General features: G+C 73.1%; 13 protein-coding genes. 11 read left to right on the top strand and 2 right to left on the bottom strand.

Annotation, left to right across the window (positions count from 1 at the left end; genetic code table 11):
* Positions 1-126: 126 nt before the first annotated feature.
* Entirely contained in the window at positions 127-639 is a 513-nt protein-coding gene (locus tag AB0N90_RS20250) for a hypothetical protein (protein ID WP_365198424.1), read from the top strand.
* Positions 640-666: 27 nt separating this feature from the next.
* Here the strand turns inward: AB0N90_RS20250 and AB0N90_RS20245 are convergent, their stop codons facing one another.
* Entirely contained in the window at positions 667-1875 is a 1209-nt protein-coding gene (locus AB0N90_RS20245) for a nucleotide sugar dehydrogenase (protein ID WP_365198421.1), read from the bottom strand.
* 280 nt (positions 1876-2155) lie between these two features.
* Between AB0N90_RS20245 and AB0N90_RS20240 the strand changes: the two genes are divergently transcribed.
* The 9 genes from AB0N90_RS20240 (at position 2156) to AB0N90_RS20200 (ending at position 19404) form a co-directional block, all read left to right on the top strand.
* On the top strand, positions 2156-3865 hold the full coding sequence (locus AB0N90_RS20240; protein WP_361676535.1) for a glycerol-3-phosphate dehydrogenase/oxidase: 1710 nt from the start codon (positions 2156-2158) through the stop codon (positions 3863-3865).
* Between the two features lie 218 nt (positions 3866-4083).
* Positions 4084-6063, top strand: a complete 1980-nt coding sequence (locus tag AB0N90_RS20235) for a serine/threonine-protein kinase (protein WP_365198418.1) — start codon at positions 4084-4086, stop codon at positions 6061-6063.
* A gap of 170 nt (positions 6064-6233) precedes the next feature.
* On the top strand, positions 6234-9107 hold the full coding sequence (locus AB0N90_RS20230; protein WP_365198415.1) for a protein kinase: 2874 nt from the start codon (positions 6234-6236) through the stop codon (positions 9105-9107).
* A 164-nt stretch (positions 9108-9271) separates the two neighbouring features.
* Positions 9272-10978: a serine/threonine-protein kinase gene (locus tag AB0N90_RS20225; RefSeq protein ID WP_361676526.1), complete on the top strand. Its 1707-nt coding sequence runs from the start codon at positions 9272-9274 to the stop codon at positions 10976-10978.
* Positions 10979-11099: 121 nt separating this feature from the next.
* On the top strand, positions 11100-12779 hold the full coding sequence (locus AB0N90_RS20220; RefSeq protein ID WP_365198412.1) for a serine/threonine-protein kinase: 1680 nt from the start codon (positions 11100-11102) through the stop codon (positions 12777-12779).
* A 132-nt stretch (positions 12780-12911) separates the two neighbouring features.
* Positions 12912-14552, top strand: coding sequence for a serine/threonine-protein kinase (locus AB0N90_RS20215; protein WP_365198410.1), 1641 nt, complete (start codon positions 12912-12914; stop codon positions 14550-14552).
* A 106-nt stretch (positions 14553-14658) separates the two neighbouring features.
* A complete protein-coding gene (locus AB0N90_RS20210; protein ID WP_365198408.1) occupies positions 14659-15783 on the top strand; it encodes a protein kinase in 1125 nt (374 codons plus the stop codon).
* Between the two features lie 136 nt (positions 15784-15919).
* Positions 15920-17548, top strand: a complete 1629-nt coding sequence (locus AB0N90_RS20205) for a succinic semialdehyde dehydrogenase (protein ID WP_365198405.1) — start codon at positions 15920-15922, stop codon at positions 17546-17548.
* 74 nt (positions 17549-17622) lie between these two features.
* The gene (locus AB0N90_RS20200) at positions 17623-19404 is read left to right on the top strand and encodes a GMC family oxidoreductase (RefSeq protein WP_365198402.1); all 1782 of its coding nucleotides are present in this window, start codon (positions 17623-17625) and stop codon (positions 19402-19404) included.
* A gap of 490 nt (positions 19405-19894) precedes the next feature.
* Here AB0N90_RS20200 and AB0N90_RS20195 read toward each other — a convergent pair whose 3' ends face one another.
* The gene (locus tag AB0N90_RS20195; protein WP_365198399.1) at positions 19895-20173 is read right to left on the bottom strand and encodes a chorismate mutase; all 279 of its coding nucleotides are present in this window, start codon (positions 20171-20173) and stop codon (positions 19895-19897) included.
* A 465-nt stretch (positions 20174-20638) separates the two neighbouring features.
* Between AB0N90_RS20195 and guaA the strand changes: the two genes are divergently transcribed.
* Positions 20639-22213 (top strand): glutamine-hydrolyzing GMP synthase, encoded by a 1575-nt coding sequence (gene guaA / locus AB0N90_RS20190; protein ID WP_085566166.1) that lies wholly within the window; start codon positions 20639-20641, stop codon positions 22211-22213.
* Positions 22214-22227 lie beyond the last annotated feature (14 nt).

Genomic DNA, 22227 nt, shown 5'->3' with positions numbered 1-22227 from the left:
GCCCCGTTTCATGCTGCGGAGAAACACAGCTCAGATTTTGATCAAATGCGAAACGCTTGTCTGCGGGTGTACCTCACTAGGGGTGACATGTACGTGCCGCTTCTACTCAGTGATGAGAAGGTACCGATGCGATCGACCGCTGTCCGAGCCGGACGCTATTCCTCCGTTGCCTTGGCCGTGCTCGTGGGCACGCTGGGGCTGACGGGGCAGGCGCACGCCGCTTCGAAGACGCCGTGCGCGAGCATGAAGCTCAAATTCAACCCTGCCTTCTGTGGCGTCAAGAGCGTTAAGTACGTCGGCGAGGTACAGGGCAAGAGCGCTATTGCGGAAGTGCAGGGTAGAGGCCCCATGACGCTCACGCTGACGGCTATGGAGACTGTGAGCAACACAAAGAGCGCTACGATCACCGTGACCGCAGACGCAGTGTCGGGTGCTGTGGGCTTCGACGTCACGAAGTCACGCACGAAGAGCATGTCGGGCAGCTGGAATGTGCCGAAGGGCAAGTTCGGGACTCTGAAGGCATACCCGCTCTACCAGCAGTACACCTTCAAGGTGTACAGCAAGATCACCGGCGGTTACGTGGGTCAGGGAACGGCCAACAAGGCGATTGGCTACCGCTACCAGCATTCCGCGAAGTAGCCTTCTGGCGTGGCCCGTGGGGGCTCCTCAGAGCCGGTTCGCCGCGCCCGTCGGGGTTGCTCCCCTCGTGTCCAGGAGGAGTTGGGCCTTCACCGACAGGCCCTGGAGGTCGTACGTGCGGTGCTGCTGGAGCAGGATCGTCAGGTCGGCGGCCGCGGCGGCCTCGTAGAGGGAGTCGACGCGCGGGACCGGGCGGTCCAGGACGCTCCAGGCGGGCACGTAGGGGTCGTGGTAGCTCACGGACGCGCCGAGCTCCATCAGGCGTGCGGCGATCTCCCGGGCCGGGGCGCCCTGCTGGTCGGGGAGGTCCGCCTTGTAGGTCACGCCGAGCAGCAGCACGCGCGCACACCGGGCGGACTTGCCGTGCTCGTTGAGCAGGGTCGCGGCGCGCTGTACGACGTATCCGGGCATCCGGCTGTTGACCTGCTGGGCCAGCTCCACCATGCGCAGGGCGCGGCTCGCGTGTCCGGTGAGGTCCTGCGGGGCGGCGTGGCCGCCGACGCCGGGGCCCGGCCGGAATGCCTGGAAGCCGAACGGCTTGGTCTCGGCGCAGCGGATGACGTCCCACAGGTCGACGCCGAGTTCGTGGCAGAGCACGGCCATCTCGTTGACCAGCGCGATGTTGACGTGCCGGAAGTTGGTCTCCAGGAGCTGCACCGCCTCCGCCTCGCGCAGCCCGCGCGCGCGGACCACCTTGTCGGTGAGCCGGCCGTAGAAGGCGGCGGCCGACTCGGTGCAGGCGGGGGTGAGGCCGCCGATGACCTTGGGGGTGCCGGCCGGGGTGTGCGCGCGGTTGCCGGGGTCGACCCGGCTGGGCGAGTAGGCGAGATGGAAGTCGCGGCCCGCGCGCAGCCCGGAGCCCTCCTCCAGGAGGGGGCGCAGGAATTCCTCGGTCGTGCCCGGCGGTACCGGCGACTCCAGGATGACCGTGGTGTTCGGGCGCAGCCGTCCGGCCAGGGTGCGGGCGGCGGCCTCGACCTGGCCGAGGTCCAGGCCGCCGTCGGCGCCGAGCGGGGTGGGCGCGCAGATCACCGCGGTGCGCACCCGGCCGAGCTGGGCCGGGTCGGTGGCGCGCCGGAACCCGGTCGCGTGCATCCGGCGCAGCTCGGCGGGGCTCAGCGGCCCCGCCTCGGGTCCGGTGGCATAGCCGAGGGTGGGGATGCCGGCGGCCACCGCGGCCTGGGCGAGCGGCAAACCGTAGGGGCCGAGTCCGATGACGGCGAGGTCTGCGGGCATGGCGTGGGCCGTCCTTCCCAGTAACCGAAGTGGAACCGATGCGCAACCGCTGTGGACAGGATGAACGAGCGCACTGTCACACTAGGAGTAAATATGACCGTTATGTGGGATTCTGTTCGTGTGTCTCCCGGGGGATGTGCGCCGGTTGTCCACAGGTCGCGGGCGCGTGGTGGCTGAAGTCGGGCATGCCGGTCAGAATTTGGGCATGAGGTGGTGATGAACCGGCCTCGCCCTCCGGGTGCGGCCGGCGCGAGCGAGTCAGCGACAGCGGGAGGCAGCGGTGAGGACAGCGACCCTGGGACCGGTGCAGCGCGCCGAGGCACTGGCGGCGATGGCCGAGCACGAGCTGGACGTACTGGTGATCGGCGGCGGAGTGGTCGGCGCGGGCACCGCGCTGGACGCCGTCACCCGCGGACTGTCCACCGGCCTGGTCGAGGCCCGTGACTGGGCGTCCGGCACCTCCAGCCGCTCCAGCAAGCTCATCCACGGCGGACTGCGCTATCTGGAGATGCTCGACTTCGCACTGGTCCGCGAGGCGCTGAAGGAGCGCGGCCTGCTCCTGGAGCGGCTCGCCCCGCACCTGGTCAAACCGGTGCCGTTCCTCTACCCGTTGCAGCACCGCGGCTGGGAGCGGCTGTACGCGGGTTCGGGCGTCGCGCTCTACGACGCGATGTCCATGGCCCGCGGCCATGGCCGGGGCCTGCCCGTGCACCGCCATCTGAGCCGCGGTCAGGCCCTGCGCGTGGCGCCCTGCCTGCGCAAGGACGCCCTGGTCGGCGCCCTTCAGTACTACGACGCCCAGGTGGACGACGCCCGGCTCGTGGCCACCCTGGTGCGCACGGCGGCGTCGTACGGCGCGCGGGTCGCCAACCGGGCGCGCGTCACCGGGTTCATACGCGAGGGCGAGCGGGTCGTCGGCGCCCGGGTGCAGGACGTCGAGGGCGGCGGGGAGTACGAGGTGCGCGCCCAGCAGGTCGTCAACGCCACCGGGGTGTGGACCGACGACACCCAGGCCATGGTGGGCGAGCGCGGCCAGTTCCACGTCCGCGCCTCCAAGGGCATCCACCTGGTCGTGCCCAAGGACCGCATCCACTCCACCAGCGGGCTGATCCTGCGCACCGAGAAGTCCGTCCTCTTCGTCATCCCCTGGGGCCGGCACTGGATCGTCGGCACCACCGACACCGGCTGGGACCTCGACAAGGCCCATCCGGCCGCCTCCAGCGCCGACATCGACTACCTGCTGGAACACGTCAACTCGGTGCTGGCCGTGCCGCTGCGCCGGGACGATGTGCAGGGGGTGTACGCGGGGCTGCGGCCGCTGCTGGCCGGCGAGTCCGACGCCACCAGCAAGCTCTCCCGCGAGCACACGGTGGCCCATCCGGCGCCGGGTCTGGTGGTCGTGGCGGGCGGCAAGTACACCACCTACCGGGTGATGGCGAAGGACGCCGTCGACGAGGCGGTGCACGGCCTGGACCGGCGGGTGGCCGACTGCGTCACCGAGGAGACCCCGCTGCTCGGCGCGGAGGGTTACCAGGCGCTGTGGAACGCGCGGGCCCGCATAGCCGCCCGCACCGGACTGCACACGGTCCGGGTGGAACACCTGCTGAACCGGTACGGCTCGATGGCCGAGGAGATCTTCGACCTCGTCGAGGCGGACCCCGCGCTCGGCGAACCGCTGCGCGCCGCCGACGACTATCTGCGCGCCGAGGTCGTCTACGCCGCCTCGCACGAGGGCGCCCGCCACCTGGACGACGTCCTCACCCGGCGCACCCGCATCTCCATCGAGACCTTCGACCGCGGCACCCGCAGCGCCCGCGAGGCCGCCGAGCTGATGGCCCCGGTCCTCGGCTGGGACAAGGACCAGATCGAACGCGAGGTCGAACACTACGAGAAGCGGGTCGAGGCCGAACGCGAGTCCCAACTCCAGCCCGACGACCAGACGGCGGACGCGGCGCGGCTGGGCGCGCCGGACATCGTGCCGCTCAGCTGAAAGGGCGCCGGAAGGGGCCCGGCGCAGGGGGTTTGACCGGGTGTGACCGAAGGGTCGGCACCGCGGGTCGCCGGGGTCTCACGGGCCGTCATGCCGTCATGCGCAAGGCCGCCTTCGGGGAACTCCGCGGTGGCCGGGGGAGGGGCCCCAGGGCGTGGAGCACTTGTCGGGTGAGAGACAATGGAGGCTCTGTCAGGGCGGGTTGCATGAGGGGACGCATGTCGGAGGCGGAGCGGGCGGGGACATCTCGTCAGGAGACTCGGCAGGGCAAGAGCGGACGGCGTCTCCTCGCCGGGCGGTACCGGCTGGGAGACGTGCTGGGCCGCGGCGGCATGGGCACGGTCTGGCGCGCCGAGGACGAGACCCTCGGCCGCACCGTCGCCGTCAAGGAGCTGCGGTTCCCGACGAACATCGACGAGGAGGAGAAGCGGCGCCTGATCACGCGCACCCTGCGTGAGGCCAAGGCGATCGCCCGGATCCGCAACAACAGCGCGGTGACGGTCTTCGACGTGGTCGACGAGGACGACCGGCCCTGGATCGTCATGGAGCTGGTGGAGGGCAAGTCCCTCGCCGAGGTCATCCGCGAGGACGGCGTGCTGGAGCCCAGGCGCGCCGCCGAGGTGGGCCTCGCCGTCCTCGACGTGCTGCGCTCCGCCCACCGCGAGGGCATCCTGCACCGGGACGTGAAGCCGTCCAACGTGCTCATCGCCGACGACGGCCGCGTCGTCCTCACCGACTTCGGTATCGCGCAGGTCGAGGGCGACCCGTCCATCACCTCGACCGGCATGCTCGTCGGTGCCCCCTCCTACATCTCCCCGGAGCGCGCCCGCGGCCACAAGCCGGGCCCCGCGGCCGACCTGTGGTCGCTCGGCGGGCTGCTGTACGCGGCGGTCGAGGGGGTGCCGCCGTACGACAAGGGCTCGGCGATCGCCACCCTCACCGCGGTGATGACCGAGCAGCTGGACGAGCCCAAGAACGCGGGCCCGCTGCGGGACGTCATCTACGGCCTGCTCACCAAGGACCCGGACGAGCGGCTCGACGACGCCGGGGCGCGGGCCCTGCTCGACAAGGTCATCCACACGCGCGAGCCGGAACCGCTGGACGCCACCCGGGTCGTACCGCTGCCCGCGCAGCCGGGCGAGGGCGGGGGCAAGCGCAGCGAGGAGGCCGCGGAGAAGCTGCGCGGCGCGCTGCGTTCGGTGCGCAAGGCGGCGGCGGGGGCCGCGGCCGGTGCCGGTGCCGCGGCGGACGGGGCGCGGCCGAAGAGCGGCGGTTCCGTGCCGGCTTCCGGCGGCGCCCCAGGCCGGGGCGCGGGCGCGGCCCCCGCGTCGAACTCCACCGGGAGCCCCGCCGCGAACCCGGCCGGGAACAAGCCGGGCGACACCGGCTCGGCGAAGCCCCGTTCGGGCTGGCCCGTGATGCCGCCGCCGGATCTGGACCTGCCGTCCAGGCCCGCGCCGAAGGCCTCGCTCACCGATGTGGTGCCCCGGCGCACGCTCGTGGTCGTGGCCGTGGTGGTCGCCCTCGCGGTGATCGGCACCGTGCTGGCCGTCGCCCTCAGCGGCGGCGACGACAAGGACGACAAGGGCGCCGACCGGAGCACGGCCGGCGCGAGCGCGTCCGCCGGGGCGGGGCGGAGCAAGGACCCGGCCACCGGTACCCGTACCGACGGCGGGAGTTCGGCGCCCACCGCCACGGGGACCGGCACCGGCACCGGGACCGGCAAGGACGTCAGCGCGAGCGCGTCCGCTGACGCCGGGAGCGCGCCCGCCGTCTCCACCCGCAAGGGCGGCCAGGGCTACTCGATCGGGCTGCCCAAGGGATGGTCGTACCAGTCGCACGGATCGGCCGGTGACCGCTACACCGGCCCCGACGGGCAGAAGCTGCTCGTGGCCTGGACCGGCACGCCCAAGGACGACCCGGTGGCGGACTGGAAGAGCCAGGAGCACTACATGGTGCGCTCCCAGTACCACCGGATCCGGATCGAGAAGGCGGACTACCGGAGCTGGAACACGGCCGACTGGGAGTTCACCTACGTCGACGGCGGCACCGAGTACCGCACCGTCGACCGCGGCTTCGTGGTGAACGACCACCTCGGGTACGCGCTGATGTACACCGCGAAGGCCGGTGACTGGGACGGCGACCTGCGCACGGACACCTGGAAGACGCTGACGGCGTCCTTCAAGCCCAAGTCCTAGGGCCCGGAAGGCGGTTCATGGCACCGGAATCGGGCAACCGCGCGGTGCGGGTTGCCTCCGGCACGTATCGTGAATGGTTGAGGACCGTACGGAGCCGGATGCGGGTGCGAAACGGGCCACGAGACGAACGGATGTGACCAAACCGGGCGGCCGGGGGAGGGGAAGGCGGAATGGACGACTACGCGGGCCGGGTGCTGGCCGACCGCTACCGTCTGCCGCTGCCGCCGTCCGACGCGTACGAACCGACCGTCACCCGCGCCTTCGACACCTACAGCGGCCAGGAGGTGCTGGTCCGCCAGGTGCCGCTGCCCGAGGTCGTCGAGGCCGAGGTGCTCGACGCGGACGGGCTGCCCGAGGGGTTCACCGCGCGCGGGCGCGGGGCGCGTTCCGTGCCTGCCGCGCGGGCCGCGACACGCCGGCCGGCCGAGCCCGCGGTGCGGCGCGCCGTGGAGGCCGCCCAGGCGGCGGCCCGCATCCCCGACCATCCGCGGCTGGACCAGGTCTTCGACGTCTTCGCCGAGGGCGGCTCACTGTGGATCGTCAGCGAGTGGGTCGCCGCCCGCCCGCTGTCCGCGCTCCTCGCCGAGCGCCCCCTCACGCCCTATCGCGCCGCCGAGGTCGCCTCCGACGTCCTGATGGCCCTGCGGGTCCTGCACGCCCATGGCTGGGTGCACCGCAATGTCACCGCCCGCACGGTCCTCGTCTGCGACGACGGCCGCGTCCTGCTGACCGGCCTCGCCGCCGGTGCCGCGGAGGAGGCGCTGTGCGGGTACGACCCGGTGCCGGGGGCGGAGGAGGACGGCGGTACGGGGGGCGCCGCCGAGGCCCTGCCGGGTGCCGGACGGCCCGTTGACATCGTTGTGCCCGACGCCGTGGACCCCGAGGCCGCGCGGCGCGCCGCCATCCGGGCACGGGCGGCCGGCGCGCCGGGCGTACCGGGGGTGCCGGGCGCGAACGGCGGGTCCGGCAGGCCCGAGGTGCCCGGGGGGTCCCAGGCGTCCGGTACGGCGGGACAGCGGGCGCTGGAGAGCGGCGCCGACATCCGTGCCGCGCGGGCCGGGGCCATCGCCGCGTACCGGGCGGGCGCCCGCGCCGCGGCCCGGGTGCAGGAGGCCCAGCAGGGCGAACGGGCCGCGCTGCCCGGCGCCCGGCGCCCCGGCGAGGGCGACACGGGCGCCGACCGGGCCGCCGAGCGCGGGGGCCCGGTCGAGGGCGGGAACGAGGGTACGACGCGCTCGGCGACGTACCCCCAAGGGTCGCCCTACCCCCAAGGGTCGCCCTACCCCCAAGGGTCGCCGTATCCCCAAGGGTCCGCCTACCCCCAGGCGTCGCCGTACGCCCAGGAGCCGACGCGTCCTGAAGGATCGCCGCACGCCGAGGACTCGCCGCGCCCCCAGCGGTCAGGAGTGCCGCTTCCCCAGGATTCGGGACACCCCCGGAGCACCCCGTACCCCCAGGGCCCGGCGCCCCACCCCGCGGATGCGGCCTCCGCCGCCCCGTCCGCCGAAGGCACCGGCACCGGCACCGGCGCGGCGCAGCCGTCGTACCCGAAGGGGCGGGCACCGTACGGCCCGGCGCCGCACCGGCCGCCGTCGGACTCGCCGTACCCCGCGGCCCCGGCACCCCACCGTCCCTCCGACCCGCCGTACCCCGCCGTACCCGCCCCCCGCCCCGACGTCCCCCCGGCCGGTCGTACCGCCGACCCCTACGGGATGCGCGGCGCGCCGGGGACCGGTCCGCGGGGGCTCGAACCCGCGCGGCACGACACCCCGGCCCCGGTGGCCGCCGTACCGCCGCAGGGGCAGGCCCGTTGGGACGAGGCGGCGGCCGCTTCCGGGGCGCGGGGGCCCGCCGGGGCGCTCGCGGCCGAGCGGGCGCGGCAGGCGCGGATGGCCGTGGTGGGGCCGGTGACCGAGCGGTGGGCGCCGGAGCAGGCCGGGCCCGTGCACGAGAACTGGCAGCTGGCGGCGCCGGTCGGGCCCGCCACCGATCTGTGGGCGCTGGGCGCGCTGTTGTTCCGCGCGGTGCAGGGACACGCGCCCTATCCCGAGGAATCCACCGCCGAACTGGTGCAGTTGGTGTGCGCGGAGCCGCCCGCGTACGCCGAGGAGTGCGGTCCGCTGCGGCCGGTGGTGGAGTCCCTGCTGCGTCAGGACCCCACCGAACGGCCCGACTTCGAGGAACTGGGCGGCTGGCTGCGCTCGCTGGTGCGGTCCGCGCCCGAGCCGGAGGCCGGTACCCGGGTGGTGCCGGTGCCGCCCGATCCCCGGCGGCTGCCGATCGTCCGGCGCCGGGGCGAACTGGTGCGGCGGCGCCGCGCCGGGCTGCCCGACGCGCACGCCCGGCACAAGCGGGACCGGGAGGAGGGGAGTTCACCGAGCCGGCTCGGCCGGACGCTGCTCGTGCTGATCCTCCTGCTGCTGGCCGGTGCGGTCGCGTACGCGGTGCTGTTCATGCCGAAACAGCACGCGTCGCAGGGACGGAGCGGGACCGGCACGACCCCCTCGGCCGGGGAGTCGAGCCCCGCTCCCGCCCGCTCCCAGCACAGCCCCTCCGCCTCTGACACCCAGGCGGGCGGCACCTCCTCCGTGCCCGCCGGTTTCGCGCTGCGCAAGGACCCCGAGGGCTTCGACATCGCCGTCGCCAAGGGCTGGACGCGCACCCCGAAGAACGGCAGCGGCGAAGTCGTCTACGCGCACGGCGACTTCGAGCTGATGGTCGTACCCGGACGGGACGGCTCGGCGACGTACGGCAGTGATCCGATGGCCTATCAGCGGGACAAGGAGCGCGAGCTCCAGCCGTACCGGGACTCCAGCTGGGCCACCGCCACCGGGCTGCGCACCATCGAGGTCGGCGGACGGACCATGGCCGAGGGGCAGTTCACCTGGACCGACGGGCAGGGCCGCGATCTTTACGTACGCAACATGGCGATCCTGCTGAACGGGCGGTACCACATCCTCCAGGTCCGCGGCCCGGACGCCGACCGGGACGAGGTGACCAGGCTGTACGAGGAAGCTACCGCGACGTACCGCTACACCGGTTGAGCACGGCGTATTCAACGGGCCCGGCCCGGCGCGCCGGTTCCCGTTCTCACGCGGAAATGACCATCGTCACAGTGCGGTTTCCTTGGGACCCCGCTTGTTCCCTGCGAACGGGCCGGTCCTTAGTCTGACCCCTGACAAGAGCATTGCGGGGCAACGTGAATCAGATGCAGGGCCTGCTCATAGCGGGCCGCTACCGGCTTGCCGAATCCATCGGCAGCGGCGGCATGGGCCGGGTGTGGCGTGCCCACGATGAGGTGCTGCACCGGGCGGTCGCGGTCAAGGAGTTGACCGCCGCGCTCTATGTCTCCGACAGCGACCAGGCCGTCCTGCTGGCCCGTACCCGGGCCGAGGCGCGGGCCGCGGCGCGCATCAACCACTCCGCGGTCGTCACCGTGCACGACGTCCTCGACCACGACGGCCGGCCCTGGATCGTGATGGAGCTGGTCGAGGGCAACTCGCTGGCCGACGCGGTCAAGGAGCAGGGGCGCATCGAGCCGCGGGAGGCCGCGCGGATCGGGCTGTGGGTGCTGCGGGCGCTGCGCGCCGCGCACGCCGCCGGGGTGCTGCACCGCGATGTGAAGCCCGGCAACGTGCTCCTCGGCCGCGACGGACGGGTGCTGCTCACCGACTTCGGCATCGCCCAGATCGAGGGCGACTCCACCATCACCCGCACCGGAGAGGTCGTCGGCTCGGTCGACTACCTCGCGCCCGAGCGGGTGCGCGGCCATGACCCCGGCCCCGCCTCCGACCTGTGGGCGCTCGGCGCGACGCTGTACACGGCGGTGGAGGGGCGTTCGCCGTTCCGCCGCACCTCGCCGCTGAGCACCATGCAGGCGGTCGTCGAGGAGGAGGCCGAACAGCCGGTGAACGCCGGGCCGCTCGGCCCGGTCATCTCCGCGCTGCTGCGCAAGGAGCCGGAGCGGCGGCCGGGCGCGGAGGAGGCCGAGCAGATGCTCGCCGAGGCCGCGGAGGGCCGCCGCCCGAACGCCGCGCAGGCGTATGTGCCGACCCAGACCTCGGGCCTGCACGGGCCGGGGGAGACCGGCGGCTACGGCACCCCGGGCGCGACGGGCCGGTCCATGACCGGCGTGTCCGCGGCGGGACCGGCCGCGACCGGTACCCGTCCGGGTGGTCCGTCGGCCGTCGGGCCCACCGCCGTGGGTCCGGTGCCGGGCGGGCACGGCGGCGGGCGGCCGGCCCGGCCCCGGCGCAGGCTGCGCACGCTGGCGCTGGTCGTCGCCGCGGCGGCCGTGCTCGGCGGCGGTGCCGCGGTGGGCTTCCAGGAGTGGAACAACGCGCGGCACGACACCGCGGCGCACGACGGCACCAACCCGGGCCCGGCCTCCTCGGCGAGCCCCGGCGGCGACCAGGACCCGGACACCGGCACCGTCCCGGACAGCTGGGAGACCCATCACGACCCGCTGGGCTTCAGCATCTCCCTGCCCAAGGGCTGGAAGCGCCAGGTCTACGGCATCAACGGCCCCCTGAAGCAGATCGACTACACCCCCGACGACGGCAAGCACTTCGTACGGATATCCATCGACACCTCGCCGGACTTCGCCGACGCCTACGAACACCAGAAGGACCTGGAGCAGCAGCTCCAGCGGCTGGTCGGCTATCAGCGGGTGGCCCTCAAGCAGAACGTCTACCGGGACCGCGACGGCTCGCTGTGGGAGTACACCTGGAACGCGCTGAAGAAGGACCCGCCGTACGTGGCGGGACCGCGGCACGCCGTCGAGGAGACGTACTTCTCGCGCGAGGGCACCGAGTACGCCCTCTACATGTCCGGGCCCGCCGCCGACTGGCCGAAGACCGGCAAGCAGTTCAAGTGGGTGCTCCAGAGCTGGCAGCAGCCGGGTCAGACGAGATGACCGGCGCTGAGCCGAACGGGCGCTCTTTGCGACTGAAACGGCTGAAAACGAGTCACTGAACCGTGCGGCTTGGCCGATCGGAGCCCCGGAGCGGATGGGTCCGTTGCGGCATGATGGGCGCATGGGGACCGAGGGCGCCGACTTCCGGGTGATCGCCGGCCGTTACCGCCTCCAGGCGCGTATCGGGCGCGGCGGCATGGGCGTCGTATGGCGGGCGAGCGACGAGCTGCTGGGCCGGCTCGTCGCGGTCAAGGAGATCCTCGCGGACGACTCGCTCCCGGAGGACGACGCGCGCCGCCGCCGCGACCGTACGTTCCGGGAGGCGCGCGCGGTCGCGCAGCTGCGGCACCCGCACATCATCGTCGTGCACGACGTGGTGGAGCAGGACGAACGGCCGTACCTGGTCATGGAGCTGATCGACGGCTGCTCGCTGGCCGACCGGATCGCCCGGCACGGCCCGGTGACCCCGGCCGAGGCCGCGCGGATCGGCATCGCCCTGCTCAGCGCGCTGGACACCGCGCACGAGGCCGGGGTGCTGCACCGGGACATCAAGCCCGCGAACGTGCTGATCGAGTCCGGCACCGAGCGGGTCGTGCTCACCGACTTCGGCATCGCGCAGGTCGCGGGCGCCACCACGCTCACCGAGACCGGTTCCTTCGTCGGCTCGCCCGAGTACACCGCGCCCGAGCGGATGTCCGGGGTGCGCACCGGCCCGGAGTCCGACCTGTGGTCGCTGGGCGCGCTGCTGTGCACGGTGCTCAGCGGCGAGTCGCCGTTCCGGCGCGACTCGCTCGGCGGCATCCTGCACGCCGTGGTCGCGGCCGAGATCCGCCCGCCCGTCGAGGCCGAGCCGCTGGAACCCGTCGTACGGGGGCTGCTGGAGCGCGACCCGGACCGGCGGCTCGGCGCGGCACAGGCCGAGCGGATGCTGCGCGGCTATCTGGCGACCGGGCACACCCCCGAGACACCGGACGCGCCGGGCGCCCCGCGCGGGCACCGGCTCGGGGCGGGACGCCCGCCGCGGACCGTGCCGCAGCCGCCCACCCAGCCGGGCGCGGCCGAACCGCTCTCCGGCGCGCCCGCGGTCACGGCGGAGGCGCCGCCCGCGCGCTCCTCGACCCGCTCGGTGCTGGTGGCGGCCCTGCTGATCGCGGCGCTCGCGGCGGCGGGCGGCTCGGCCGCGACCCTGCTGATCAACCGGGGCGACAGCGGGGGCGGCGGAAATCCGGGGGGTACGGCGACGACACCGGCGCCCGGAGGCACGAGCGGAACGAGCCCCGGCCCCTCGCCCTCGCCCTCGGCCACGACCCCGAGCCCGTCCCGGCCGGGCTCCTCGCCCCCGGGCCCCGGCACCGCGCCCTCCGGCTACCGCACCGCCCGCGACCCGGCCGGGTTCTCGCTCGCCGTGCCCGACGACTTCACCCGCAGCCCGCAGGGGGAGCGGGTGTTCTACCTCTCGCCGGAGGGCACGTACCGGCTCGGCGTCAAGATCTCCGCTCCCCAACCCGGGGGCCCGCAGGCGGTGATGAAGGGGCAGGCGGCCGACGGGTCGGTGTCCAACCCCGGTTACCACGACGGCCGGGTCACCCGCACCACGCACGCCGGACACCCCGCCGCGCTCTGGGAGTTCACCTGGAACGGCTACAGCGCGTCGGAGGGGGCGCGGCACACGTACGACCTGTGCTGGGAGGAGTCCGGGCGGCTGTACGACGTATGGGTGTCGGCGCCGGTCGGGAAGGTGCGCGAGGCACGGGAGTACTTCGACGTCGCGCTGGACACGTTCTCGGCGCCGGCGCCCTGACCGTATCCGGTCGGTGCGATCCCGTCGGTGCGATCCGGTCGGTGCGATCCGGTCGGTGCGCCGCGTCACGGGTTCGTGACCAGTGACGCTTCCGGGTGGATCGGGTGCGCGGTGGCGCGATATGGATGGTGCATGAGCAGTGACGGGGGAACGGGCCGGGCGGCCGACGACACGACGAGCTTCGTCCTTCAGCCGCCGAGGCCGCACACACGACAGGATCCGCCGACGGTCCACGGACCGGCCACCGGCGACGGGTCCCTGATCGCGGGCCGTTACCGGCTGACGGCCAGGCTGGGCCGGGGCGGCATGGGCACGGTGTGGCGGGCCCGGGACGAGACGGTGGACCGCGAGGTCGCCGTCAAGGAGCCCCGGATACCGGACCACCTTCCCGAACGGGAACGCGCCAACGCCTTCGAGCGGATGCGCCGCGAGGCCCGCGCCGCGGCCCGCCTCGACCATCCGGCCGTGGTGAACGTGTACGACGTCGCGGTGGTCGACGGCCGCCCCTGGCTGGTGATGGAGCTGGTGCACGGCCGGACACTGGGCGATGTGCTCGACGAGGGCACCCTGGACGCGCGCGAGGCCGCCCGGATCGGCCTGGAGGTGCTCGGCGCGCTGGAGGCGGCGCACGCGGCGGGCGTCCTGCACCGGGACGTGAAACCCGACAACGTGCTGCTGGGGCGGCACGGCCGGGTCGTCCTCACCGACTTCGGCATCGCGCGGATCGAGGGCGACACCCGGCTCACGGACACCGGCGGGTTCGTCGGCTCGCCCGAGTACGTCGCCCCGGAACGGGTGCTGGGACAGCTTCCCGGCCCCGCGAGCGACCTGTGGTCCCTGGGGGTGCTGCTGTACACCGCGACGGAGGGCGTCTCGCCGTTCCGGCGCAGCAACACCCCGGCGACCCTCCAGTCCGTCCTCAACGCGAGCCCGGCCCCGCCCACGGCGGCCGGGGGCCCGCTGGCGGAGGCCATCGACGGGCTGCTGCACAAGGACCCGGCGCGACGGCCGTCCGCGCAGCGGGTGCGCGAGCTGCTGACGGAGGCGGTCCAGCCACCGGAGCAGCAGCCGCAGCCCACCGGGCCTACGGCCCCGCCGTCGCAGGCAGCCCCGCCTCAGGCCCCGTCGGCGCAGGCCGCCCCGCCGCCCGCGCGCCGGCCCGGTCGTACCGCCTGGCTGGGGGCGGGCGCGGCGGTGGTGGCGCTCGCGGTGGGGGCGTACCTCGTGCTGGCCGATCCCTTCGCGGGCCCGCTGCCCGGCGGATGGGCGATGCGGCCCGAGGGCAGGCTGGGCGCGAGCCTCGCCGTGCCCGCCGGGTACCAGGTGTCCCGGCCGGAATCGGACGACACCGACAAGAACTGGGTGGCGTACACCGACTGGAGCGGCGCCGTCTCGATCACGCTCGACCTGGCCAGGAAGTCGGAGGACGACTCCGGGGAGATCAAGAACTCGGCGCGGTCCCAGATGTACGCGGACGACGAGGAGTTCCGCGCCCAGGGCGAGTACTCCCTCGACATGCCCAAGGGCGCGAAGACGCGTCCGGACGACACCGCGACGTACAAGGGCCGGGAGGCCGCGCGCAACACGGTCGTCTACACCACCGACGACAGCCAGGACCCCCGCCCCCGCGAGGTCCAGTTCTTCTACTACCGCACCCGCTCCGGCGACATGTACGAGCTGTCCGTCGAGTACCCGGGCAAGGGCGACCTCACCGAGCGGGGACGGCAGGTGGCGAAGGCGGCGATCGCCAACCTGGAGGTGCAGAAGCTCTGACGCCCGGCGGCCGCTCCAACGGGCGGCGGACGCGGGCGCGTTGCCGGTCGGCCCGTCCGAACCGCCCGCTTCGACAAGGGTGCGGTGCGCGCGGTACTGATGGGGCATGGCTGACGACGGCGAACACCCGCTCGGCGCACATCCGAACGGCACGCGTCTGATCGGCGGGCGCTACCGGCTGACCGAGCGCCTCGGCACCGGGCCCACCGGAACCGTCTGGCGCGCCGCGGACGAGGGCGGCGAGGGGCGCGGCCGGGTCGCCGTCAAGGAGCCGTCGCTGCCCGGGGATCCGGCCGCGGACGAGGAGAGCCGGCGGCTCGCCCACCGGCTGTACCGGGAGGCGCGCGCCGCGACCCGGGTACGGCATCCGTCCGCCGTCACGGTGTACGACGTCGTCACCGAGGCGGGCGTCCCCTGGATCGTGATGGAGCTGGTGGAGGGCGAGTCCCTGGGCGAGGCGCTGCGCCGCGGGCCGCTGCCGCCCGCCGAGGCCGCGCGCATCGGTCTCGCCGTCCTCGGCGCGCTGCGCGCCGCGCACGCGGTCGGCATCGTCCACCGCGACCTCAAACCGGCCAACGTGCTGCTGGAATCGGGCACGGGGCGGGTCGTCCTCACGGACTTCGGGATCGGGGACGGGCCGGGTGGGGGAGGGGGCGCGGGGGTTGGTAGCGCCGGGTTCGGTGGTGGCGGCTTCGGCGGCGGGACCGGGGCTGGGACTGGTGGTGCCGGTGCCGGTGCCGGTGCTGGGGTTGGTGGTGGCGGGTTCGGTGGGGGCGATCGCTTCGTCGCTCCCGAGCGGGCGGCCGGGCCCGGGGCCGGGCCCGCCTCCGATCTGTGGTCGCTCGGCGCCCTGCTGCGGGCCGCCCTCGGCGACACGGACCCCGGTCCGCTCGGGCCCCTCCTGGAGCGGCTGCGCGCGGAGCGGCCCGAGGCCCGGCCGGGTGCGGAGCGGGTGGCGGCGGAGCTGCGCGCGTACCTGGGCGTGCCGGACGTACCGGAACCGGCCGGCGTACGGGACGGGCACGCGCTCGGCGACGTACCGGACGGGCGCGACCCCGGCGTCGTACCGGACGAGCGCGACCCTGACCTCGTGGTCGTACCGGACGGGCGGCCGCTGCCGGAGGCGCAGCCGCGGCCGGACCCCGAGCCGCAGCCCGGACCCGCACCCCGTCGCCGCACTCCCTTCGCCACCCTCACCCTCTTCCTGGCGAAAAAACCCGCGGGCGATTGATCGGGCGGGTGTTCGAACCGGCAACCCGCTGATCAGGCCGTTCGTTGCCAGTGATCACTGGCGTGGTGTGAGTAGTCCGTGAATCCCCGTTACCGACGGGTACACAAAGCGTTCGCCGCGGCATACCCTGCGCCTCATGACGGACACGCAGGCCCCGGACTCGCAGGCGCCGGACATCGCCGGTACCAACCCCCTCGCGCCCTCCCCCGAGGGCGTCCGCACCGCCGCCGACGTGGTCACCCCGGAGCTGGTGGCCCGGCTGACCAAGGGCGTCACCGGCTCCGGCCGGACCGCCAACCACACGCCGTTCACCGGCGAGAAGCTGGCCGACCTGCCCGAGTCCAGCCCCGAGGACGTGCTCAAGGCCTTCGAGGCGGCCCGTGCCGCGCAGGCCGTCTGGGAGCGCACCCCGGTACGGCAGCGCGCCGCCGTCCTGCTCCGCTTCCACGACCTGATCCTCGAACGCCAGGCCGAGGTCCTCGACCTGGTGCAGCTGGAGACCGGCAAGGCCCGGCTGCACGCGCACGAGGAGGTGCTGGCCGTCGCCATCGCGGCCCGCCACTACGGCCGCAAGGCCCCCGCCTATCTGCGCGCGAAGCGGCACACCGGCGCCGTGCCGACCCTGACGAAGGTCACCGAACTGCGCCACCCGCGCGGGGTGGTGGGCCAGATCGCGCCCTGGAACTACCCCCTGGAGCTGTCCGTCGGCGACGCGCTGCCCGCCTTCGTCGCGGGCAACGCGGTCGTGATGAAGCCGGACACCGAGACCTGCCTGACCGCCCTGTGGGCCCGCGACCTGCTGATCGAGGCCGGGCTGCCCGAGGGCGTCTTCCAGGTCGTCCTCGGCGAAGGCCCGGTCGTGGGGCCCGAGTTGGTCAAGCACGCCGACTACGTCTCCTTCACCGGCTCCACCCGCACCGGCCGCGAGGTCGCCCAGGGCGCCGCCGCCCGGCTGATCGGCGTCTCCCTCGAACTCGGCGGCAAGAACGCCATGCTGGTGCTGGACGACGCCGACATCGAGAAGGCCGCCGCCGGTGCCGTACGCGCCTGCTTCTCCTCCGCCGGCCAACTCTGCATCTCCATCGAACGGTTGTACGTCCATGAGTCGGTCGCCGACGCCTTCCTGGAGCGCTTCGCCGCCCGCACCAGGGCCATGCGGCTCGGCAACTCCCTCGCCTACGGCGCCGAGATGGGCTCCCTGGTCGGCGAACGCCAGCTGAAGACCGTGGAACGGCATGTGCGCGAGGCCGTCGACAAGGGCGCCAGGGTGCTCGCGGGCGGCGCGGCCCGGCCCGACATCGGCCCCTACTTCTTCGAGCCCACCATCCTCGACGGCGTCGAGGGCTCCATGGCGGTCTGCGAGGAGGAGACCTTCGGCCCGGTCGTCTCGGTCTACCGCTTCTCGGACGTGGACGACGCCGTCGAGCGCGCCAACGCGACCCCGTACGGCCTGAACGCCTCGGTCTGGACGACCAGTTCGAGTCGCGGCCGGGACATCGCCGCCCGGCTGCGCACCGGCACGGTCAACGTCAACGAGGGCTACGCCCCCGCCTACGGCAGCGTCCAGTCCCCGATGGGCGGCATGAAGGACTCCGGCCTCGGCCGCCGCCACGGCTCCGAGGGCATCCTCAAGTACACCGAGGCCCAGACGGTCGCCCAGCAGCGGCTGCTGCCGATGGCGCCCTCGCTGGGCATGTCGGAAGAGGGCTACGCCCGCTTCATGACCACGAGCCTGCGCGTGCTGAAGGCGCTCCGGTTCAAGTAAGCCGCTCGGGGGCGCGGGGAACTGCGCGAGAGACCACGGCAGGCCCGCACCCGAAACACAACGAGGAGAGACCCGTGCCCCAGGACTCCTACGACTACGACGTCCTCGTGGTCGGCTCCGGCTTCGGCGGCTCCGTGTCCGCCCTGCGCCTGACCGAGAAGGGCTACCGGGTCGGTGTCCTCGAAGCCGGGCGCCGCTTCACCCGGCAGTCCCTGCCGAAGAACTCCTGGGACCTGAAGAACTATCTCTGGGCCCCCAAGCTCGGCATGTACGGCATCCAGCGCATCCATCTGCTGGGCAATGTGATGGTGCTGGCCGGGGCGGGCGTCGGCGGCGGCTCGCTCAACTACGCCAACACCCTCTACGTACCGCCGAAGGCGTTCTTCGAGGACCCCCAGTGGAAGGACATCACCGACTGGCAGGAGGAGTTGAAGCCGTACTACGACCAGGCCAAGCGCATGCTCGGCGTGCGGCTCAACCCGACGATGACCCCCTCGGACGTCCATCTGAAGGCGGCCGCCGAGCGGATGGGCGTCGGCGACACCTTCCACTTCGCACCGGTCGGCGTCTTCTTCGGCGACGGCAAGGACGCGGACGGCGCGGCCGAGGCGTCCCCCGGACAGCCGGTGCCCGACCCGTACTTCGGCGGGGCCGGCCCCGAGCGCAACGCCTGCACCGAGTGCGGCGAGTGCATGACCGGCTGCCGGCACGGCGCCAAGAACACGCTGAACGAGAACTACCTCCATCTCGCCGAGAAGGCGGGCGCGGTGGTCCATCCGATGACCACGGTGGTCTCCGTCACCGACGACTCGCGCGGCGGCTACGCGGTGGCCACCCTGCCGACGGACCGCAGGAAGAAGGGCGCGGGACGGCTGTTCACCGCGCGCCGGGTCGTGATCGCCGCCGGTACGTACGGCACCCAGACCCTGCTGCACCGCATGAAGGCGAACGACCAACTGCCGTACCTCTCGCCCCGGTTGGGTGTGCTGACCCGCACCAACTCGGAGGCGCTGGTCGGCGCGCAGACCGACAACCACCGCTACCGCAAGGCGCACGGTACCCCGCGGGCCGACTTCACCCGGGGCGTCGCGATCACCTCCTCGATCCACCCGGACGAGAACACCCACATCGAGCCGGTCCGCTACGGCAAGGGCTCCAACGCGATGGGCGGTCTGTCCATCCTCCAGGTGCCGTACACCGAGGGCTCCTCGCGGGCGCTGGCCTGGCTGGCGAACGCGGCCCGGCACCCCACCCTGGTGCTGCGCTCCCTGTCCAACCGCCGCTGGTCCGAGCGGAGCATCATCGGCCTGGTGATGCAGTCCCTGGACAACTCGCTGACGACGTATCTGAAGCCGGACGGCGTCGGCAAGGGCCTGCTCACCGCGCGGCAGGGGCACGGCGCGCCCAACCCCAAGCAGATCAGGGCGGCTTCGGAGGCCGCCGCCGCGCTTGCCGCCGAGATCAACGGCTTCCCGGGCAGCAACGTCGGCGAGCTGATGGGCACCCCGCTGACCGCGCACTTCCTCGGCGGCTGCCCCATCGGCGACTCGGCGGAGACCGGGGTGATCGATCCGTACCACCGGCTGTACGGCCACCCCGGCATCTCGGTCGTGGACGGCGCCGCGGTCTCGGCGAACCTGGGCGTCAACCCCTCGCTGACGATCACCGCGCAGGCCGAGCGGGCCATGTCGTTCTGGCCGAACAAGGGCGAGGCGGATCTGCGGCCGGCGCCGGGGGCGTCGTACGAGCGGCTGAAGCCGGTGGAGCCGCAGTCGCCCGCGGTCCCGGCGGAGGCGTTCGGCGCGCTGCGGCTGCCGTTCCTGGGGATGCCGGCGGTGCCGCCGAAGGCCGAGTAGCCCCGCGCGGCGCTACGACCCGGGTGGTGTGACCCGGATCACTCAAAAATCCCGGATCCCGGCACAACCCTCCTCCGTCGTCGCCGATCAAACCTGCTACCGGATCAAGAAGACGGTGGAGAGGGACCTGCCTTCGGAGGGGGATGCAGGTCCCTCTTCTCATGCCTTGGTCCATGTGGGGACGGGGACCGGTGTTCCGTCGGTCGGCTCCGGGCGTCCCCGGAGCCGACCGTTCTCTTGGTGACCGGGCTGCTGTCCCCTGCCGTCCGGTCACTTCCCTGGAGCGAGGTCCCACGGCGTACGGCACGACCCGTACGCCTCATCGCCCCAGCGAGCCACGCGTGGTTCTGTCGGGCCCGCCCCTGGCTGGCACGGACACCCCGCTAACGAAGGCTTCCGCGCGGCGGTCACGCGCCGTACGGGTGAGACGGGGGCCGAACTCACGTCGGATAATCAGCCGAGTCGGATGCCGATTCAGATGGATGCCGATTCAGATGCGGCCCCGGCACAGCTCCAGCAGGGTCATGGCGAGCGAGGTGCCGGGCTTGCCCAGCGCCTCGCGGTAGTGGCCGAGGACCTCCATCTCGCGGGAGAGGCTGACCCGCCGGCCGCCGGAGGAGATACGGGTCTGCTGGACCACGGCGGAGACGGCCGTCCGCTCCTGGATGAGGCCGATGATCCGGTCGTCGATCGCGTCGATGCGCTCCCGCGCGGTGGCGATGGTCGCCTCCGGCGTCGCGGCGGTCTCTTCGGGGGTGGTGGTGCTCATGGCGGGGGCTCCTGATCGTTCGTACTGACGCGGATGCCCTGGAACGGTGTGACCCGGAGAAACGACAGGCGCCCCGGGCCTTGTCGGCCCGGGGCGCCTGGGATGTCGCTTAAGCGTTTCGGCTAAGCAGCACGACCATGGCAACCGGCGGGCCGGATGCCATAGGTAAAGACGAAGGTCGCGTGCTGAAGCATGGGGCCAGTATGCCACGGTGCCGGTACGGCGGGGCCTTCGTCCGGTACGGCGGCCCGGCCACGGTCGGTACAGCGGTCCCGGTCCTGGTCGCGGTCGGTACGGCGGCCGTGTCCTCGGTCGGCGCGGGGGCCGTCCCGGTCCGGTGCGGCAGGCTGTCCCGGTCCGGTGCGACGGCCCGTCCGTGCGGGCCTCCGGCTCGGCGGAGGGCTTTGCGCCCGCACCGTTAGACTCGTAGTACAGACCCCCGCCCGGACCACCAGAAGGCACCCCGTGTCATCAGCGACTCCCACTGCCCCCGACACCGTCCTGGTCGTCGACTTCGGTGCGCAGTACGCCCAGCTCATCGCCCGACGCGTCCGCGAGGCGCGGGTCTACAGCGAGATCGTGCCGAGCACCATGCCGGTCCAGGAGATGCTCGCCAAGAAGCCCGCGGCGATCATCCTCTCCGGCGGCCCCTCGTCGGTGTACGAGGAGGGCGCGCCCCGCCTCGACCGTGAGCTCTTCGAGGCCGGTGTCCCCGTCTTCGGCATGTGCTACGGCTTCCAGCTGATGGCGCTCACCCTCGGCGGCTCCGTCGACAACAACGGCGCCCGTGAGTACGGCCGCACCGACCTGCATGTCTCCAAGTCCTCCTCCACCCTCTTCGAGGGCACCCCGGACGAGCAGCAGGTCTGGATGTCGCACGGCGACGCCTGCTCCGCCGCCCCCGAGGGCTTCTCGGTCACCGCGTCCACCGACCTGGTCCCGGTCGCCGCGTTCGAGAACGACGAGAAGAAGCTCTACGGCGTCCAGCACCACCCCGAGGTCATGCACTCCACGCACGGCCAGCAGGTGCTTGAGCACTTCCTGTACCGCGGCGCGGGCCTGGAGCCGACCTGGACCACGGGCAATGTGATCGAGGAGCAGGTCGAGGCCATCCGCGAGCTGGTCGGCGACAAGCGCGCGATCTGCGGCCTGTCCGGCGGCGTGGACTCCGCGGTGGCCGCCGCCCTGGTGCAGAAGGCCATCGGCTCCCAGCTGACCTGCGTCTACGTCGACCACGGTCTGATGCGCAAGGGCGAGACGGAGCAGGTCGAGAAGGACTTCGTCGCGGCCACCGGCGTCCAGCTGAAGGTCGTCGACGCCGAGGAGCGCTTCCTGAACGCCCTCGCCGGGGTCAGCGACCCCGAGGAGAAGCGCAAGATCATCGGCCGGGAGTTCATCCGCGTCTTCGAGCAGGCGCAGGCCGAGATCATCGCCGACGCGGGCCCGGCCGTGGAGTTCCTGGTCCAGGGCACCCTCTACCCGGACGTGGTCGAGTCCGGCGGCGGCACCGGCACCGCCAACATCAAGTCGCACCACAACGTCGGCGGCCTGCCCGAGGACCTCGAGTTCAAGCTGATCGAGCCGCTGCGCAAGCTGTTCAAGGACGAGGTCCGGATGGTCGGCCAGGAGCTGGGTCTGCCGGACGAGATCGTCCAGCGCCAGCCGTTCCCGGGTCCGGGCCTCGGCATCCGCATCGTCGGCGAGGTCACCAAGGAGCGCCTGGACCTGCTGCGCGACGCCGACGCCATCGCCCGCGAGGAGCTGACCGCGGCCGGCCTGGACCGCGAGATCTGGCAGTGCCCGGTGGTCCTGCTCGCCGACGTCCGCAGCGTGGGCGTCCAGGGCGACGGCCGCACCTACGGTCACCCGATCGTGCTGCGCCCCGTCTCCTCCGAGGACGCCATGACCGCCGACTGGTCCCGGCTGCCCTACGACGTCCTCGCCCGCATCTCGACCCGCATCACCAACGAGGTCCGCGACGTCAACCGCGTCGTCGTCGACGTCACCTCGAAGCCGCCGGGCACCATCGAGTGGGAGTAGGCCTCCCCGGCCTC

Origin of the sequence: Streptomyces sp. NPDC093018 (assembly GCF_040684035.1) — a bacterium.
In the GTDB taxonomy this organism is placed as follows: Bacteria; Actinomycetota; Actinomycetes; order Streptomycetales; family Streptomycetaceae; genus Streptomyces; species Streptomyces murinus.
The sequence above is the reverse complement of the archived record's forward strand: the minus strand, read 5'-3'. Positions and strand labels throughout refer to the sequence as shown.